The sequence below is a fragment of the Sphingomonas vulcanisoli genome (genome assembly GCF_011761305.1).
Classification (GTDB): Bacteria; Pseudomonadota; Alphaproteobacteria; order Sphingomonadales; family Sphingomonadaceae; genus Sphingomonas_I; species Sphingomonas_I vulcanisoli.
In genome coordinates, this window is record NZ_JAAOZC010000004.1 from 162,393 (window position 1) to 179,048 (window position 16,656).

The 16,656-nt window shown below is 65.3% G+C and carries 20 protein-coding genes and 2 tRNA genes; 6 read left to right on the forward strand and 16 right to left on the reverse strand.

Features of this window, described 5'->3' with window-relative positions:
* Positions 1-24 precede the first annotated feature (24 nt).
* Positions 25-1,269 (reverse strand): D-amino acid dehydrogenase, encoded by a 1,245-nt coding sequence (locus tag FHS31_RS09570; RefSeq protein WP_167073161.1) that lies wholly within the window; start codon positions 1,267-1,269, stop codon positions 25-27.
* Positions 1,266-2,387, reverse strand: a complete 1,122-nt coding sequence (gene alr / locus FHS31_RS09575; protein ID WP_167073162.1) for an alanine racemase — start codon at positions 2,385-2,387, stop codon at positions 1,266-1,268. The genes FHS31_RS09570 and alr overlap by 4 nt, the downstream gene beginning before the upstream one ends.
* Positions 2,388-2,547: 160 nt before the next feature.
* Between alr and FHS31_RS09580 the strand changes: the two genes are divergently transcribed.
* Positions 2,548-3,222, forward strand: coding sequence for an HAD-IA family hydrolase (locus tag FHS31_RS09580; protein ID WP_167073163.1), 675 nt, complete (start codon positions 2,548-2,550; stop codon positions 3,220-3,222).
* A gap of 4 nt (positions 3,223-3,226) precedes the next feature.
* Here the strand turns inward: FHS31_RS09580 and FHS31_RS09585 are convergent, their stop codons facing one another.
* The 9 genes from FHS31_RS09585 to FHS31_RS09620 form a co-directional block, all read right to left on the reverse strand.
* Positions 3,227-3,472: a hypothetical protein gene (locus FHS31_RS09585; protein WP_167073164.1), complete on the reverse strand. Its 246-nt coding sequence runs from the start codon at positions 3,470-3,472 to the stop codon at positions 3,227-3,229.
* Positions 3,469-3,852, reverse strand: a complete 384-nt coding sequence (locus FHS31_RS09590) for a hypothetical protein (RefSeq protein ID WP_167073165.1) — start codon at positions 3,850-3,852, stop codon at positions 3,469-3,471. The genes FHS31_RS09585 and FHS31_RS09590 overlap by 4 nt, the downstream gene beginning before the upstream one ends.
* Before the next feature lie 273 nt (positions 3,853-4,125).
* Complete coding sequence (locus FHS31_RS09595; protein WP_167073345.1) at positions 4,126-4,734, reverse strand: TetR/AcrR family transcriptional regulator; 609 nt, start codon at positions 4,732-4,734, stop codon at positions 4,126-4,128.
* A 70-nt stretch (positions 4,735-4,804) separates the two neighbouring features.
* A tRNA-Thr gene (locus FHS31_RS09600) sits at positions 4,805-4,879 on the reverse strand.
* A 287-nt stretch (positions 4,880-5,166) separates the two neighbouring features.
* Positions 5,167-6,363: an acyltransferase family protein gene (locus FHS31_RS09605; protein ID WP_167073166.1), complete on the reverse strand. Its 1,197-nt coding sequence runs from the start codon at positions 6,361-6,363 to the stop codon at positions 5,167-5,169.
* Between the two features lie 190 nt (positions 6,364-6,553).
* Entirely contained in the window at positions 6,554-6,901 is a 348-nt protein-coding gene (locus tag FHS31_RS16720) for a hypothetical protein (protein WP_341786328.1), read from the reverse strand.
* A gap of 5 nt (positions 6,902-6,906) precedes the next feature.
* A complete protein-coding gene (locus tag FHS31_RS16725; RefSeq protein WP_341786329.1) occupies positions 6,907-7,419 on the reverse strand; it encodes a hypothetical protein in 513 nt (170 codons plus the stop codon).
* Complete coding sequence (locus FHS31_RS09615) at positions 7,416-7,748, reverse strand: MmcQ/YjbR family DNA-binding protein (RefSeq protein WP_167073167.1); 333 nt, start codon at positions 7,746-7,748, stop codon at positions 7,416-7,418. Before FHS31_RS09615 ends, FHS31_RS16725 begins: the two co-directional genes overlap by 4 nt.
* Positions 7,745-9,055, reverse strand: coding sequence for a replication-associated recombination protein A (locus FHS31_RS09620; RefSeq protein ID WP_167073168.1), 1,311 nt, complete (start codon positions 9,053-9,055; stop codon positions 7,745-7,747). The genes FHS31_RS09615 and FHS31_RS09620 overlap by 4 nt, the downstream gene beginning before the upstream one ends.
* A 134-nt stretch (positions 9,056-9,189) precedes the next feature.
* On the opposite strand from FHS31_RS09620, the gene FHS31_RS09625 reads away from it, so the two are divergent.
* Together FHS31_RS09625 and FHS31_RS09630 are read left to right on the forward strand one after the other, a co-directional pair.
* Positions 9,190-9,855, forward strand: coding sequence for a PadR family transcriptional regulator (locus FHS31_RS09625; RefSeq protein ID WP_243843387.1), 666 nt, complete (start codon positions 9,190-9,192; stop codon positions 9,853-9,855).
* 143 nt (positions 9,856-9,998) lie between these two features.
* Positions 9,999-10,328, forward strand: a complete 330-nt coding sequence (locus FHS31_RS09630) for a DUF2218 domain-containing protein (protein WP_167073347.1) — start codon at positions 9,999-10,001, stop codon at positions 10,326-10,328.
* A gap of 143 nt (positions 10,329-10,471) precedes the next feature.
* Here FHS31_RS09630 and FHS31_RS09635 read toward each other — a convergent pair whose 3' ends face one another.
* The gene (locus FHS31_RS09635) at positions 10,472-11,638 is read right to left on the reverse strand and encodes a BaiN/RdsA family NAD(P)/FAD-dependent oxidoreductase (protein WP_167073169.1); all 1,167 of its coding nucleotides are present in this window, start codon (positions 11,636-11,638) and stop codon (positions 10,472-10,474) included.
* A gap of 176 nt (positions 11,639-11,814) precedes the next feature.
* On the opposite strand from FHS31_RS09635, the gene bla reads away from it, so the two are divergent.
* Positions 11,815-12,708: a subclass B3 metallo-beta-lactamase gene (gene bla / locus FHS31_RS09640; RefSeq protein ID WP_167073170.1), complete on the forward strand. Its 894-nt coding sequence runs from the start codon at positions 11,815-11,817 to the stop codon at positions 12,706-12,708.
* Positions 12,709-12,879: 171 nt separating this feature from the next.
* Entirely contained in the window at positions 12,880-13,110 is a 231-nt protein-coding gene (locus FHS31_RS09645; protein ID WP_167073171.1) for a hypothetical protein, read from the forward strand.
* A 3-nt stretch (positions 13,111-13,113) separates the two neighbouring features.
* On the opposite strand, the gene FHS31_RS09650 is transcribed toward FHS31_RS09645, so the two are convergent.
* Positions 13,114-13,605 (reverse strand): MarR family transcriptional regulator, encoded by a 492-nt coding sequence (locus FHS31_RS09650; protein ID WP_167073172.1) that lies wholly within the window; start codon positions 13,603-13,605, stop codon positions 13,114-13,116.
* Positions 13,606-13,691: 86 nt separating this feature from the next.
* Here FHS31_RS09650 and FHS31_RS09655 point away from each other — a divergent pair, with 86 nt between their 5' ends.
* The gene (locus FHS31_RS09655; RefSeq protein ID WP_167073173.1) at positions 13,692-14,780 is read left to right on the forward strand and encodes a branched-chain amino acid aminotransferase; all 1,089 of its coding nucleotides are present in this window, start codon (positions 13,692-13,694) and stop codon (positions 14,778-14,780) included.
* Between the two features lie 153 nt (positions 14,781-14,933).
* Here FHS31_RS09655 and FHS31_RS09660 read toward each other — a convergent pair whose 3' ends face one another.
* The 3 genes from FHS31_RS09660 to FHS31_RS09670 all read right to left on the reverse strand — a co-directional run bounded on the left by FHS31_RS09660 (position 14,934) and on the right by FHS31_RS09670 (position 16,582).
* Positions 14,934-15,749, reverse strand: coding sequence for a GDSL-type esterase/lipase family protein (locus FHS31_RS09660; RefSeq protein WP_243843388.1), 816 nt, complete (start codon positions 15,747-15,749; stop codon positions 14,934-14,936).
* A gap of 21 nt (positions 15,750-15,770) precedes the next feature.
* Positions 15,771-15,845: transfer RNA gene (locus tag FHS31_RS09665), tRNA-Gln, on the reverse strand.
* 14 nt (positions 15,846-15,859) lie between these two features.
* Complete coding sequence (locus FHS31_RS09670) at positions 15,860-16,582, reverse strand: EI24 domain-containing protein (protein WP_167073174.1); 723 nt, start codon at positions 16,580-16,582, stop codon at positions 15,860-15,862.
* Between the last annotated feature and the right edge of the window lie 74 nt (positions 16,583-16,656).

Sequence of the window (16,656 nt, forward strand, 5' to 3'; positions counted from 1 at the left end):
CAAAGGTTGCGCGATCAAAACGAATTACCGCAGGCCAACATCGCTCATCTCGATTTCGGGCCGCTTGCCCGAGATGATGTCCGCCAGCGCCTGCCCCGATCCACATGCCATCGTCCAGCCGAGCGTACCGTGGCCGGAGTTGATGTAGAGATTGGACAAATGCGTCGGGCCGATGATCGGCGGGCCGTCGGGGGTCATCGGCCTCAGGCCACTCCATAGCGTCACGTCAGTGGTCTTGGCGACGCCAGGGAACAGATCCTCCAGTGCATAGACCAAGGTCTCCTGCCGGCCCTCCACCAGCGTCGAGGTATAACCTGAAACCTCGGCCATGCCGCCGACGCGGATCGTGTCGCCCAGCCGGGTGATCGCCACCTTGTAGGTCTCGTGCATGATCGTGGACACGGGTGCGCGGCCCAAGTCGCCGATCGGCACGGTGATCGAATAGCCCTTGATCGGGTAGATCGGCAGGCGGATGCCGAGCGGCTTGACCATCCCGCGCGTGTAGCTGCCCAGTGCCACGACGAAGGTATCCGCGGTAATCGCCCCCTCACTGGTCTCGACCGCCACGACGCGGCCACCCTTCCGAACCAGCCGCCGCGTCTCGACCCCATAGCGGAAGGTGACGCCCATCTCGGCGCAGCGCGCGGCGAGCGCGTTGGTGAACTTGAAGCAATCGCCGGTCTCGTCGTTGGGCAGACGCAGTCCCCCCGCCAGCCGATCACGCACCTTGTCCAGACCGGGCTCGGCGCGGACGCAGCCGTCGCGATCGAGCACCTCATAGGGCACCCCCTCCCGCTCCAGCACTTCGATATCCTTGTGCGCGGCCTGGACCTGCTTTTCGGTCAGAAAAACCTGCAGCGTACCCAACGCGCGTTCGTCGTAGTGGAAACCCTCGCGGGCGCGGACCTCGATCAATTTGTCGCGGCTATATTCGGCGATGCGGACCATGCGATCCTTATTCACCTTATAGCGTTCCTCGGTGCAGTTCATCAGCAGCCGGGTGAGGAACACCAGCATATCGGGCTTGGCCTTGAGCCGCAGCACCAGCGGCGCATGTTTCGCCAGCATCCAGGCGATCGCCTTGCGCGGTACGCCGGGCGCCGCCCAGGGCGAGGCATAGCCCGGCGAGATTTCGCCGGCGTTGGCGAAGCTCGTCTCGAGCGCGGCGCCCGGCTGGCGATCGATCACCGTCACTTGGTGACCGGCGCGCGCCAGATAATAAGCGGTGGTGACGCCGATCACGCCGCTGCCCAGCACCACGACCTTCATGCCGCCTCCTCATCGATCACCCGGACATGGTAACGCGCACCGAGGCTGGTGAGTATCTCGTAGGAAATCGTCCCTGCCGCCGCCCCGACTTCATCGAGGCTCTGATGGGGCCCGATCAGCTCCACCCAATCCCCCTCGTGAAGCGATACGGGGGGCAGATCGGTGACATCGATCGCCATGCTATCCATCGAAACCCGGCCAAGGATCGGCAGGCGCTGGCCGCCGTAATAAGCCGCACCGCGCCCGCTCAGTGACCGTAGCCAGCCGTCCGCATAGCCGAGACCAAGCGTGGCGATCCGTGTCTCCCGTGTGGTGGTGAAGGTGAGGCCGTAGCCTACGCCCGTGCCCGGCGGCACGGTGCGCAGCTGGATCACCTTGGCATCAAGCGATACGACCCGCTCCAAGGCAAAATTCGGGTGTTCGGTGGGAATGCCGCCATAGAGCGCGATGCCGACACGGACGAGATCGCCGGCGAATGCTCCACCCAGCACGGTTCCGCCCGAATTGGCCAAGCTGCGGGATACATCGGGGAAAAGTGCGGCGGCTTCCTCGAATATCCGCAACTGACGCGCATTGGCGGGCGCATCGCGATCCTCGCTGCAGGCGAGATGGCTCATCACCAGCTTCAGATCGATCGTCTCACGAAAGCCCGGCTCGCTGGCGATCGCCTCAACTTCCTCAGGTGGCATGCCGAGACGCGACATAATGGTATCGAACTGCAGCGCCGCCGGCAGCCGCTCGCCCCGCGCGCTGGCCAATGCCGCCCATTCTCGTGCCTGCGCGAGCGAGTTGAGGACCGGGATCGCGCCGATCGCCGGATAGTCCGGCGCGCTGCCCGGATAGAGGCCGTTAAGCACGTACAATGAGACATCGTCGGGCAGCAGCGGCCGCACGACGCGCGCCTCATCGAGCTGGACAACGAAAAAGGTCCGGCATCCCGCCGCGAGCAGCGCGGGCACCACGCGCTCCACGCCCAGCCCATAAGCATCGGCCTTCACCACCGCCCCGCACGCCGCGCCGTCCCGCGCCGCCAGCGCAGCGAAGCGCCGGTAATTGGCCTTGAGCGCGCCAAGATCGATCGTCAGCCGGCCGCCCGCGCTTGCCTCGGAAATCACCATCGCCCGGCCCCTCTGCCCGAGGAATGCCGCACGCTCAATCGCATCCGATCGCAAGGGAACGTCTCGACACCCCACCGGTTGACCCTGCTTTCACCCATCATCCTGATATCGGGGCACAATCCATGACGACGCAGAAATGGTCCCAGCGCAGGCTGAACGCGTGAGCACAGCCTCAACGCTCCGCCCGGTGCTGTTCGATATCGACGGCACGTTGATCGATAGCAATCCGCTCCACGTCCTCGCCTGGAGCCGTGCGTTTCGGGAGCATGGCTATGAGATCGCCGACGAAGCGATCCACGCGCAAATCGGCAAGGGCGGTGACAATCTTCTCCCCACGCTGCTGCCGCAGGCCAATAGCGACGAGCAGGCCGCGATCGATGCGCGGCAGGGCGAAATCTTCGCGGCGGACTATCTCGCCGAGGCGAAACCGTTTCGCAACGCCGCCGAATTGCTCCGGCATGCGGCGGCGGCAGGCAAACAGATCGTGCTCGCCTCTTCCGCCACGCAGAGCGAGGTCGATCATTATGCCGGCCTGCTGGGCATCGCCGACATCCTCGCCGCGACCACCAGCATCGACGACGTCAACTGCTCGAAGCCCGAACCGGATATTTTCGCCGTGGCGCTGCGCAAGATCGGCTTGGAGCCGACGGGCGCGCTGGTGGTCGGCGATACGATTTGGGACGTGGAAGCGGCCAGCCGCATCGGACTGGGGACGATCGCGCTGCTATCAGGCGGGGTTTCCGCGCACGATCTGGAGCAGGCCGGCGCAATCGCCATCTATGAGGATGCCGCGCGGCTGCTTGCCTTTTACGCGCAATCGCCGCTCGCCCGCTGACTGCTCAGCGGCCGCCGACCAGCCCCAGGGTCTGCAGCACCGCCACCAGCATCAGCGCCGCGAGGCCCGCCGAGACGATGCCGACCATCATATCGCCCGAGGACCGTGCCGCACCGATACCGACGAAGAGGCCGAGACCGGCCATCACGCCCGGCAGCACCAGCGCCGGCAGCGCCTGCGCTACGGCCGCTTTCGATCGTTGGCGCGCGGGTGTGCGGCTGGACGCCAGCCGCGCGAGCGCCCTGCTCACAACGCCCTCCGCCGACGCTCGGACCGAGCCTGCCCGACGCTCGCCAGCACCAGTTCCAGCTGATCCACCGAAAAGCCAGCGGCGAGGAACGCCTTCGTCTCGGAGACGGGAAGCTGATAGCCATAATGCCAGGCATTGACCGCCAGCCGACGCAGCCTCTCCAGCATGGGATCGGCGAGGCGGGAATGGGTGCTGCGCCCGAACAGGCTGCCCATCGCGCGCGACAGCCGGCTGGGCTCACGCAAACTCGCCAGGCCATCGGTGCGGGCGAGCGCGATCGTCGTCCATTCCAGCGGCGAGAAATGCCCGGCGGTCGATACGGGCTTGTCCATCGTGGGCGCGGGAGACAGCGGGTCGGCGGAAAAATTGATATAGGCCATGATCGTTGCTTTCGAACGAGCGCCGTCAATCCCGGCGATCCGATCGCCGGGGCGGAGCATCTGAGGAACGCGGGGAAAACCGCACGGCAAACCGCGCGCGCTTTCGGATTACAAGATAGCGATCCTCACGGACCGCCGATGGTCAGCCAGCCAATTCGATCATCGGTGATCTCCCTTTACGGGGCGTCATCCGATCGGATGGCGTCTTCCATACCGAGTGGTATATAAGCCGATCGGTGTTCCGTCAAGAGTTCTGTACCGATAGGTTGGTAATTATTTTCCGGGCCAAAGCTGCAGGCTGGTTTCGACCAGACCGCGCAATTCCTCGGGAGTGGCGCCCGCCTGCGCCTGCAACGCCAGGCCCTGCAGGATCGCGAAAAGATGCCGGGCAAGGCCCACAGGTTCGATGCCTTCGGGCAGATCCCCTTCATCGCGCGCGCGCGCGAAACGCTCGATCACCGCGTCGGCCGATGATGCGCGGCGCTTGAGCACTTCGGTGCGAATGGATTCGGCCTCGGGCCCGCACGTGACCGAGTTCATCGCCATACAGCCTTTGGGATCGCAGCCGCTCTGCAGCGCGAGCGCACCGCGCAGCAATGTTTCGGCAACGCCACGCGACGTCGGCGCATCGAGCGCGGTGCGCATGTAAGCAAGCTTCTCACGCTCGTAGAGATCGAGTGCCTTATTGAAGAGCGCTTCCTTATTGCCGAACGCGGCGTAGAGACTGGGCTTGGTGATCCCCATCGCCTCGGTCAGCGCGGCCATCGATGCGCCTTCATAGCCGTGCTGCCAGAAAATGCGCAGCGCCGCCGCGAGCGCGACATCAACGTCGAATTCCCGAGGTCTTCCCTTGACGGGACAAAGAGCGGCGAAAGCATTCATACCGAACGGTACATAGGGATAGTTGCCCGTAAAGCCAAGCGTTTGCGGCGAAAACACGCTGCGGCGAGAATGGTGCCGGATGAGGGGATCGAACCCCCGACCTTCGGTTTACAAAACCGCTGCACTACCGCTGTGCTAATCCGGCAGAACACCATTTTCAACTATTCAGCTCGCCACCCCGTTAATTCGCCCTGTCTTGGGGAATCACCAAGGTAACAAATCGCCGCAGTTCGGTATCCCCATACTGCCGGCGAACGCATTAGCCGGGGATCGCGTTAGCCGACAACCCCGTAAGGAACAGAGTGCGAAGGAGCGATGCCCTTTCAGACCTTCGCCTAGCCTCCGCGCTGTGGAAGGGTCATCAAAGAGCCTCCGATTAGAGACGATGGCCAAACGCCAATCTGCCCGATCCTAACTCGTTCAGATGGCTTATTAGCCTGGAAAGGTCTTTGCTCGCGTGCGGTGCGGATCGCTGTCAGGACTGACGAACGTTTTGGCGAGTAAACGTCCTACCAAGTCGGTCGGTCGTTCAACAAGTCTTTGGTAGATGTCAGCTACGGGCACCATCAGCACGAGAGCAATTAACGCCGAGTGTACTACCGAGAATTGTCTGCAAAGGCCATTAAGCACCGCGGCAAGGACAATGACATGTAGGAGATATAGACTATACGATACCCGCCCTAAGTATCGGGCTATCTTACTCGAAAACACCTCATTGAAATAGCTGTGTAGCACAACAAGTATTATGCCGAGGGCACCGACGCCACAGATCAGCAAGCGCAAGCCATCTAGAAACGTTCCCACGTGCGCCGTATCCTTTGGACCAGCATTAAGAAGCATTAAAAAGAATAACATCGCCAAACATGATGGCAAGATCGCCATCTTGGGGCGGATAGGCTGCTTTAACAGCGCGGTGCTTAATCCTGCGCCAAAGGCAAATAAAAATATATAGCAAAGTGTTTCGTTATAGCTTTTGGCAATTGTCCCTTCGGGAAATAGAGAGGACGAGGCGCAAGACAAAAACATTAACCCGACGGTCGCCACGCACGTGGGGACGGGCCATTTACGCATCGCTAGTAAAACTGCTGGAAAAAGAAAGGAAATGCGGAGCTCGTGAACCAAGCTCCACATAACATTATCAAGATTGACGCGGGTCTCGGTCATAAGCAAGTGCTTAGTAATGTTGCCCGACGTGGCACCTCCGTTCCATAGTTCGTGTAACCAGACGGAACCATCAGAAATTGACTGCCGCCCTATGACATAGCTAAGTAAAGCAGATATCAATATTGCGATTGCAAAAGCAGGCCAAATGCGAAAGAACCGTTTTGTCGCGAACTGAAAATAAGACTGATAGTGCTGTCCAACTACAGCTCTAGTGAGCACGAATCCACTTAGCACGAAAAACAGGATTACGGCTTGCGGACCGCAGGTAGCAAACTTGACTGCCAGTGTCGCGATCCAGCGAATTGGCTCGAGCAGATGATACGAGCTTTGGCCTAAAAGACTGGATGTTCCGCCGGGCGAGATGAGCGATGTATGGTAGAGAGCAACAACGACAGCCGCAAAACCTCGTAATCCGTCCAATGCGGACAAATGACGTCGCGCCTCGACGTCCGCGGAAATTGTCATTGTTTGGCCGCCCCCTTTACAACAGCCGAACCTTCTAACGAACTACGCTGATAACGGGCAGATACTAACCAGCTTGAATCTTGGCGACGGTTAAGGTCGATCGCAAAAGATTGGATAGCCCACGCCGACCTCATCCTGAAAGTCGCGGGGCCCCGAGCCCGTTCGGCTCGCACGCAAACGGCCCCATGCGTCAAGGGACGCCGAACGTCCAGCCCTCGGTGCGCGCAAGCTCCGCTGTCAGTCCCTCAGGATGCCACAGCGCGCGGTCGCCGGCATGGCGGCGCAGCCAGGCCGCGGTGATCATCGCATCGGTGGCGTGGTTGTCGTACCGTGCCACCGGCGCGTGCGGACCGGAGCCGAGCGCGGCCAAGGCCTGATCCAGCGTATCGGGTGCGCGCAGCTTGGAGAGGCCGGGGCGCAGACCGGCGGCACGGGCGGCGATGGTGGTATAGATCTCGATCAGCAGCGGCCCGCGATCGGGAATGGGATCGAGCGGCCAGAGCGGGAGGCGGCCGTCGAGCGCGTGAAGGACGCGCATCCCGGTCAGGCTCGATTTGCCGACCTGCGCGGCGCCGACGAGATTGAACGTGCTGGTCGGCTGCAGACGTATCGCCAGCGCGTGCCGTTCGGTGACGCGCAGGCGCCCCCGCCCCTTTTGGAACAGATCGCCGCACGCCCCTGCACCCGGAAGTGACGCGCCAGTTCGCCATGCGCGACGACCCGGCTTGCGGCATAGCCGGGCTCCTCCCCCGCCAGCCGATCGATTGTCGCCCAAAGCGCACGCATATCGGGCGGGCTTTCGGGCCAGCCGGGAAAGTAGGCCCCGCAATCGGCGAACGGCAGCGCGGTCGAGAGATCGAGCCCAATCAGCGCATCCGTATCCCCGAGAGCGATCAGCCAATCGCGAACCGCACCGCGCGACCAGGCCCTGCCCGGCGGAGCGACCAGCATCGGCGCAGTCTCGCCCAGGCCACATTCGGCCACCGTGATGCCGCGCTGATACGGACTCTTCGCTCCCGACCAGTCGATCGCGACGAAGCGCGTGAAGCGGCTCACCGCTTACGCGGGCGGGGCGGCTTCTTGGCCAACGCACGATCGCGCGCGCGATCGATCATGGCGCGCACCCGATCCGGATCCCCTGTATCCTCCCGCACCAGCACCGCCGGCCAGCCATCATAGTGCGGCGTCTGCCAATAGGTCTCGGGATCGGTCTCCATCAGCATGAGCTTGGTGTCCATGTCGATGAGCAGGCAGAAACTGCCCGCCTCCCGCCCCGGCGCGAGGATGGCGTGGCCGTTGGCCTTCACCGCCGGATCGCCATAATGGGTCGATCGCTCGGTGCCTTCGAGGCTGAGCGCATAGGCCATCGCCTCCTCGAACGTCATGCGCCCCGCTCCTCGCGTAGCGTCTGCCAATAAGCGAGCCGTTCGGCGATCTTGGCTTCGAAGCCCTTGTCGCCGGGCGCATAGAAGGTCTGCGGCGCCATGCCCTCAGGCCAATAGTCCGCACCCGAAAAGCCGTCGGGTGCGTTGGGATCGTAGGCATAGCCTTTGCCGTAGCCGATCTGCTTCATGAGCTTGGTCGGCGCGTTGAGGATGGTCTGCGGCGGCATCAGCGATCCGGTTTCCTTGGCGCTGCGCTTGGCGGCGCCGAACGCCTTGTAGCCGGAGACCGATTTGGGCGCGGTGGCGAGATAGACGACGGCGTTGGCGATCGCGAGTTCGCCCTCCGGAGAGCCCAGGAAATCATAGGCGTCCTTGGCGGCGAGGCATTGCACCAGCGCCTGCGGATCGGCGAGGCCGATATCCTCGCTCGCCATGCGGACGATGCGGCGGAGCAGGTAGAGCGGCTCCTCGCCCGCCACCAGCATCCGCGCGAAATAATAGAGCGCCGCCTGCGGATCGGAGCCGCGCACCGCTTTGTGCAGCGCGGAGATGAGGTTGTAATGGCCCTCGCGATCCTTGTCGTAGACCGGCATCCGCCGGTGCAGCAGCGCGGCGAGCGCGGCGGGATCGAGCGGCTCGGCGGGGCCGATCGCGAACAGCGTCTCGGCCTGGTTGAGCAGGAAGCGGCCGTCGCCATCGGCGCTGGCGATCAGCGCGGCGCGGGCGTCCTCGGTCAGCGGCAGGCCCCTGCCCTCCTCTTCCTCAGCACGATCGAGCAGCCTGGTCAGCGCAGCGCCATCGAGGCGGTTGAGGATCAGCACCTGCGCGCGGCTGAGCAAGGCGGCGTTGAGCTCGAACGAGGGGTTCTCGGTGGTCGCGCCGATCAGCACGACGGTGCCATCTTCGACATAGGGCAGGAAGCCATCCTGCTGGGCGCGGTTGAAGCGGTGGATCTCGTCCACGAACAGCAGGGTGCGCTGGCCGATGCGGACGTGATCGCGCGCCTCGGCAAAGGCCTTCTTGAGATCGGCTACCCCTGAGAAGACCGCCGAGATGGAAACAAAGCGCAAGCCCACCGCATCGGCGAGCAGCCGCGCGATGCTGGTCTTGCCCGTGCCCGGCGGCCCCCAGAGGATCATCGACGACAGCCGACCGACCGCGACCATCCGCCCGATCGCGCCCTCCGCGCCGGTGAGATGCTCCTGCCCGATCACCTGATCGAGCGACCGCGGCCGCAGCCGATCGGCGAGCGGCGCGGTCGCGGGGACGGCATCGGGAGCAGGGTCGCCTGCGAAGAGATCGGCCATGCCAACCATATAGGCCGGGCGGCGGGTTTCTTCACCAGCCCGGCCTGTATCTTCAGCATCCTCACCCATAGACGCTTGACAAAGAGCGCTCACGATATATCTTGAGTTTCATGAGAACAGCAAAGAGGCATCCCATGCGGGAATTTCACCACATCATTCATCACAAGATCGGGCGTGCGATGCGCGGCGGCTTCGGCGGCGGTCATCGCGGCGGACGCGACGCGATGCGTGCCGCGTTCAGCCTAGGGGCCGGCGGCCGCGACGGCGCGGACTTAGGCGACGAGTTCGGGCGCGGAGGCGGACGGCGCGGCTTCGGCGGCGGCGGCCGGGGCGGCCCCGGGCGGCGGCGCCTGTTCGATGGCGAGCAGCTCCGTCTGCTCCTCCTCGCGCTGATCGCCGAGGGCCCGCGCCACGGCTATGATCTTATCCGCGAGATCGACGAGCGTTCAGGCGGCGCTTATGCCCCCAGCCCCGGCGTCGTCTATCCGACGCTGACCATGCTCGACGAGATGGGCCTGATCGACGAGATCAAGGAAGCCGGCGCGCGCCGCAGCTTCGCCATCACCGAGGCGGGCAAGGCCAAGATCGCCGAGCAGCAGACCGAGGTCGACGCCCTCCTGGAGCGGCTCGCCGCGATCGGCCAGGCGCAGGCCAGGGGCGACCGCGCCCCGATCCGCCGCGCGATGCTGAACCTCGGCGTCGCCTTGCGCGAAACCGTCAGCCGCGATGAGGACGGCAGCAAGGCGCACAAGATCGCCGAACTGCTCGACGAAACCGCGCGGAAGATCGAGCAGCTCTGATGGCCGGCCGTCTGGCGGTCCTCCGCCGGCGGCTGGGCATCATGCCCGAGACCGCCGGCACTTTTCTCCGCATCGATGCTTTCGATACCGGAGACCCGGCGCGGGCCTTGGCGCCCGATACCCTTTCAACCTACGAGGTTTTCATGACGACGACCGAACCGCATAGCGCGACCGCGCGCACCCCCACCGCCCACGCCAGCCGCTATCTCCAGCAGGTGTGCAAGCATTGGCAGCATAATATGCCGGTGGAATTCACCCCCGAACAGGGCACGGTCACCTTCCCCAAGAATGCGCGCGGCGCCGATTGGCCCGGCGATGCGACCGTGACCTTCACCGCCGAAGCGGATGCGCTGGTCACGCGCATCGACGCGACATCGTCGGGACAACTCGAAGGCCTCAAAGGCGCCGTCGCCCGCCACATCGATCGCTTCGCTTTCCGTGAGGCACCGCTGCCCTTCGATTGGCAGGGGTGACGCGGGGCTAGTTGACGCCCTGCGTAAACTACATATCCCGTTCTCCCTGAGCTTGTCGAAGGGCTGCCCTTCTTTAAGCGCACCGCAAACCCAAGAAGGGCGGTGCTTCGACAAGCTCAGCACAAACGGATTTATGCTTTACCTTACAACGCCGCCGCGCAGGCCGCCGCACTCGCCCAGGCCCATTGGAAATTATAGCCGCCGAGCCAGCCGGTGACGTCGACGCATTCGCCGATCGCGTACAGGCCGGGCACGCGGCGCGCGGCCATCGTCTGGGAGGAGAGATCGGCGGTGCTGATGCCGCCGACGGTGACCTCGGCCTTGGCGAAGCCTTCGCTGCCGCTGGGGTGGAAGCGCCAGCGGGAAAGCGCGGCTTCGGAGGCGGCGAGCTTGGCATCGGGCAGGTTGGCAAGTTCGCCGGGCAGCGCGAGGCGATCGGCGAGCGCTTCGGCGAGGCGCCCCGGCAGCGCCAGCGTCTTGGCGAGCGTGGCGCGCGGCTGGGCGCGTTTGGCCTGCTTCAGCCAGCCGGGCGCCGCATCGGGCAGGAAATCGATCGCAATCTCCGCGCCCGGCCGCCAGTAGGAGGAGATTTGCAGGATCGCCGGCCCGGAAAGGCCGCGATGCGTGAACAGCGCCGCCTCGCGGAACGCCGCTTTGCCATGATGCGCGACGACTTCCGCCGCGACCCCCGCCAGCTCACGGAACAGCAGATCATCGCCGGTGAGGACCAGCGGCACGAGCGCGGGGCGCGGCTCGGCCACCTTGAGCCCGAAGCGGCGCGCGCAATCATAAGCGAAGCCGGTGGCGCCGAGCTTGGGGATCGAGGGGCCGCCGGTGGCGATCACCAGCGCGGGCGCGGAAACGGTGCGCGCGCCGACGGTGACGCGGAAGCGGCCATCGGCATGGTCCACCGCGGCGATCGGCTGGCCGAGTGCGATCTCCACCCCGCCCTTGGCGCATTCGTCGAGCAGCATCGCGACGATCTGGCGCGCCGATCCATCGCAGAACAATTGGCCGAGCGTCTTCTCGTGCCAGGCGATGCCGTACGCCTCGACCAGCGCGATAAAGTCGGCGGGGGAGTATCGAGCCAGCGCCGATTTGGCGAAGTGCGGGCTCGCCGAAAGGAAGCGATCGGGCGCGGTGCCGGTGTTGGTGAAATTGCACCGCCCGCCGCCCGAGATCAGGATCTTCTTCCCCGCCGCATCGGCATGATCGACCAGCAGCACGCGCCGCCCGCGCTGCCCGGCAAGCCCCGCGCAGAACAGGCCCGCCGCCCCGGCGCCCAGGATGATCGCATCATATTCGGCCATTCAGGGGACGTTAGGGCGCATCGACGTCGATTGCGATCATCGATCCTCCCCTGCAAGGGGAGGTGGCGCGCGCAGCGCGTCGGAGGGGTGTCGAGCTATCGACAGCGGGATACCCCTCCGTCAGCCCTGCGGGCTACCACCTCCCCTTACAGGGGAGGATTTGGAGGGAGATGGATATGCGGTGGACAATGGCTCTGGCGGCGTTGCTTTTTGCCGGCTCGGCACAGGCGCAGGACGATCCCCTGCTCAAGCCGATCCTGCCCGACTATGCCCAGCGGTGGATGGGGCCGCAGGGGCCGGTGCATGTTTATGGCGATGTCTGGCTGGTCGGGACGGCGGGGATCGATGTCGGGCTGATCAGAACGAAGGCGGGACTGATCCTGATCGATGGCGCCTTCCCGCAGGCGGTGCCGATGATCGAGGCCAATATCCGAGCGCTCGGCTTCAGCCTCAAGGACGTGAAATTCATCCTTTCCACCGAGCCGCATTGGGATCACGCCAGCGGCATGGCGGCGCTGGCGCGGGACAGCGGCGCGACGGTGATCGCCAGCGCGGCAGCGGCGCCGGTGCTGCGCGGCGCGGTCGATCCCGGCGATCCGCAGGGCGCGCTCGAACCCTATCCCGCGCCGCCGCGCATCCGCACCGTGCGCGATGGCGAGGCGATCGAGCTCGGCGGCACCACCATCGTCCCGCGCGCGACGCCCGGCCACACCAGCGGCAGCATGAGCTGGACGTGGCGCGCCTGCGAGGGCGGCGCGTGCAAGGCGATGGTATTCGCCTCCAGCCTGACCGCGGTGGCCGGAACCGGGTATCGCTTTTCCGACCCGGCCCATGCGTCCCGCGTCGCGATGTTCCGCACCACTTTCGCCCGGATGCGCGGCTTGCCCTGCGATATTCTCATCACCGCGCACCCCGAACAATCGGGAATCGACAAGAAGATCGCCGCCAAGGATTTCGTGGATCCCGCCGCGTGCCGCACTTATGCCGGCGCCATGGAAAAGCGGCTCGATGATCAGATCGCGGGCGAGCAATCCTCCCCGGCACGGGGAGGTGGCATGGCGAAGCCATGACGGAGGGGGCTATCCGCTAGTTGCAACGCCGGATGGAGAGCCCCCTCCACCACGCTACGCGCGGTCCCCCTCCCCGTTCCGGGGAGGATGATTGCGGCGTTCAGGCTCGGGTCAGGCCGAAATCGCTACTGAAGCGTTGTTAGGTGGAATCCTAATATCCGGGTGGCTTTCATGTTCAGTGCAGTGTTGCTTACGATCATCCTGGTGCTCGCCGCGATCGGTGTCTTCATCGCCTGGGGGATGTGGCGGCATTATGCCGAGCATCGCACCAGCGCCTTGCTGTACGAAGGGCATAGCCTGACGCCGCCGCCCTCGACCGTCTGCCCGAAATGCCGCCGCCGTGCCTATGGGCGCCGCGCGATCGCGGATCATTATTGCGAGACCTGCGACCTGCATTATTGAAAGTCAGCGTCTCGCGCGGTCCAGATCGGCGACCAGTGCGCGCTCGGCGGGCGGCATCAACAGCTCGAGCACCCGCCAGAAGCCGGTCACCGCCTCCTGCCCGGCCTGGCCATATGCCTCGCTCAAACGCTCCCGCATCAGCTCGAACAGCTCATTCTCGAGCTTGGCGCCGCTCGCCGTCAGATACAGCAGCCGCTGGCGGCGATCCTCCTGGCCGGCGCGGGTCTCGATGAAATCGCGCTCGGCAAGCTCGCCCAGCACCCGGCCGAGCGATTGCTTGGTGATGCCGAGGATCTTGAGCAAAGCACCGATCGTCAGCCCGGGCTGACGCGCGACGAAGTAAAGTGCGCGATGGTGCGCCCGGCCCATTCCCTCCTCCGCCAGCAGCTGATCGGTGCGTTTATAGAGGTGCGAATAGCCGAAATAGAGCAGCTCGGCGCCGCGCCGGATCTCGGGTTCACGCAGGAAAAGCGGGGAAGCAGACGGGACAGTCACATTGACCCTTTTAGCCGCGCGTCGTAGCGGACTGCAACCGGCCTAAGCCGATCTTATGCAACGAAAGCCCAAGAGCGAGACCCGTGATGACTGCCCTGTCCTTCGCCATCGAAGAGCACCCCGCCCCGCTTGCCGCCAACGCGCGTGCGGAAAAGCTGGTGAGCCCGGGCTTCGGCAGGGTGTTCACCGATCATATGGTCTCGATCCGCTATACTGAGGGCGAGGGTTGGCACGACGCCAAGGTGACTGCGCGCGTGCCGCTGATGCTAGATCCAGCCACCGCGGTGCTGCATTATGCGCAGGAGATTTTCGAAGGCCTCAAGGCCTACCGCACGCCCGAAGGCGGCGCGGCGCTGTTCCGGCCCGAAATGAACGCGCGCCGCTTCGCCGATTCGGCGACGCGGCTGGCGATGGCGCCGCTGCCGGAAGAATTGTTCCTCGAATCCTGTCGCCGGCTGGTCAGCATCGATCGCGACTGGATCCCCGAGAGCGAAGGCGGATCGCTCTATCTGCGGCCCTTCATGATCGCCAGCGAGGCATTCCTGGGGGTGAAACCTTCGTCCGAATATCTCTATCTGTGCATCGCCTCCTCGGTCGGCGCTTACTTCAAGGGCGGGCCGACCAGCGTGACCCTGTGGATATCCGACGAGTTCACCCGCTCGGCGCCGGGGGGCACGGGTGCAGCCAAGTGCGGCGGCAATTATGCCGCCAGCCTGCAGGCGCAGGCCGAGGCGATCCGCGAGGGCTGCGATCAGGTGGTGTTCCTCGATGCGGTCGAGCGCCGCTGGATCGAGGAATTGGGCGGCATGAACACCTTCTTCGTGTTCGATGACGGCACTCTGCAGACGCCGCCGCTGGGCGGCACGATCCTGCCCGGCGTCACGCGCGATTCGCTGCTGACGCTGGCTGCGGATCAGGGAATGACGGTGCGCGAAGAGCCCTATGCGATCGATCAATGGGAGGCCGATGCGCGCAGCGGCCGCCTGCGCGAGGCCTTCGCCTGCGGCACGGCGGCGGTGGTGACGCCGATCGGCCGGGTGCGCGGCCGCGATCGGGATTTCACGATCGGCAACGGCGGCCCGGGCCTGCTGACCGAACAGCTCCGCACCCAGCTCACCGATATCCAGCGCTGCACCGCACCCGATCCCCATGGCTGGGTAGAGCGCGTGTTCTGACGACTTCCCCTCTCCCGCAAGCGGGAGAGGGAGGGGCCCGCATATCGAGCATAGCGAGATATGTGGGAGGGTGAGGGCACGAGGGCGAAGCCCGAGTTCCACCCTCTCAACGTCGCTCACCCTCACCCAACCCTCTCCCTCAAGGGAGAGAGCTTAAGGAGCGACCCCCGCCCGCGCGATCGCGGCGCGGGTGAGCGGGGCCATCGCGATATAGCCCGCCGCGCTCGGGTGGACGCCGTCGAGCGTCATTTCAGGCCGCATCGATCCATCGGGCAGGCCGATCGCCGGCGCATAATCGACGAAGATCACGCCTTCCCGATCGGCGAGCGCGCGCAGCCGGGCGTTGAGCGCGGCAATCACCGGCGCGGGCGCGATCTGCGGCGCCCAGGGCATGCGCGCGGCGGGCGGGACGGCGGCGAGCACCACCTTGATCCCCGCCGCCTTGGCCAGCGTCACCATCGCCGCGATATTCTGCTCGACGGTCTCAAACGTCGAAGGTCCGGTATTGCCCGCGACATCGTTGGTGCCCGCCATGATGTGAACGACGCGCGGACGCAGCGCGAGCACGTCGGCGGAAAAGCGCAGCAGCATCTGCGGCGTCGTCTGGCCGCTGATGCCGCGATCCACCCAGCCGTTGCGGAACAGCGCGGGATCGCCATAGCCCCAGGCCTGCGTGATCGAATCGCCCATGAAGACGACTCGGCGCGCGGCGGCGGGCTGCGCCTTCAGCGAGAGGTTTTCCAGCCGGTAATGGCAAAGATCGGGCCAGTCCGCGCGCCGCTGCTCGGCATAGGCCGCGTTATAGGCATTCAGCGATGCGGGCGGCGGGATGGTGGCGTGGTTGGCCGGCGCGTACATCGCATTGCGCCACGCGACGAGTTCCGGCGGAATCGGCAACGGCGGCGGGCAGGGATTTTCGGTGATGCCGGTCACCGCGATTGCTGCGGCGAAGAGCGCGGGCAAGGCCATCCGGTGCAACGCTTCCGTGTTTGGCTGGGGCGGGAGGATTCGAACCTCCGAATGGCGGCACCAAAAGCCGCTGCCTTACCACTTGGCGACGCCCCAACGGAGGCACGCCCTTAGAGGGGAGTGTTGCGGGAGGGCAAGGTCTCGAATCGGGTGCGGCGGTTGTGGAGGTGGGTGATCGCGGCGGCGCCGAGGATCGGGGCGATCAGATTGACGATGGGGACGAGGAACAGCGCGGTCATCGCCGCGCCGATCGCCCAGCGATCGCCGCGGGTGGCGCGGAGCCAGGCGCGGCGGCTGATGCGGTCGCCATGGCGCAGCGCGACCATCGCGCCGAGATCGTGGCCGAAGGCGGCGCCGTTGACGATCACGAACAGGATCAGCGGGCCGATGCCCGTCACCAGGAGCAGCAGGTAAAAGGGCAAGGCGATCAGATTATAGAGCAGAACGCGCAGCGCCGAGGCGAGGCCGAGCCAGGCGCCGCGCGCTATCCCCATCGGGCGGGCGGCAGCGGCGGCCTGCGGGTAATGCCGCGCCTCGACCACGCTAATAACGCGATCCATGTAGGCCGAGATCACGCCGAGCGCGACGGCGGGGAAGAGCAGCCAGATCGCCAGCGCGATCAGCGCCAGCGCGCCGAAGCTCCCGCCGGCCAGGCCGAGCGGACAGCTATCGTCGCCGATCCAGCCGCAGGGATCGACGCCTTGCAATGCCCAGACGGCGAGGCTCCCAAGCGCGGCGAAGATCAGCAAGGTGAGGAGCAGCGAGCGGAGGAGAATGGCGAGGATGCGCCGATCCGCGAGATCGCCGATAGCCAGGGTGAGCGCGGGGGACATTGCGGGAGAACAGTGCGCCGGCTGACCTGTTCCAATCCTCCCCCGCCAGGGGGAGGTGGCAGCGCAGCTGACGG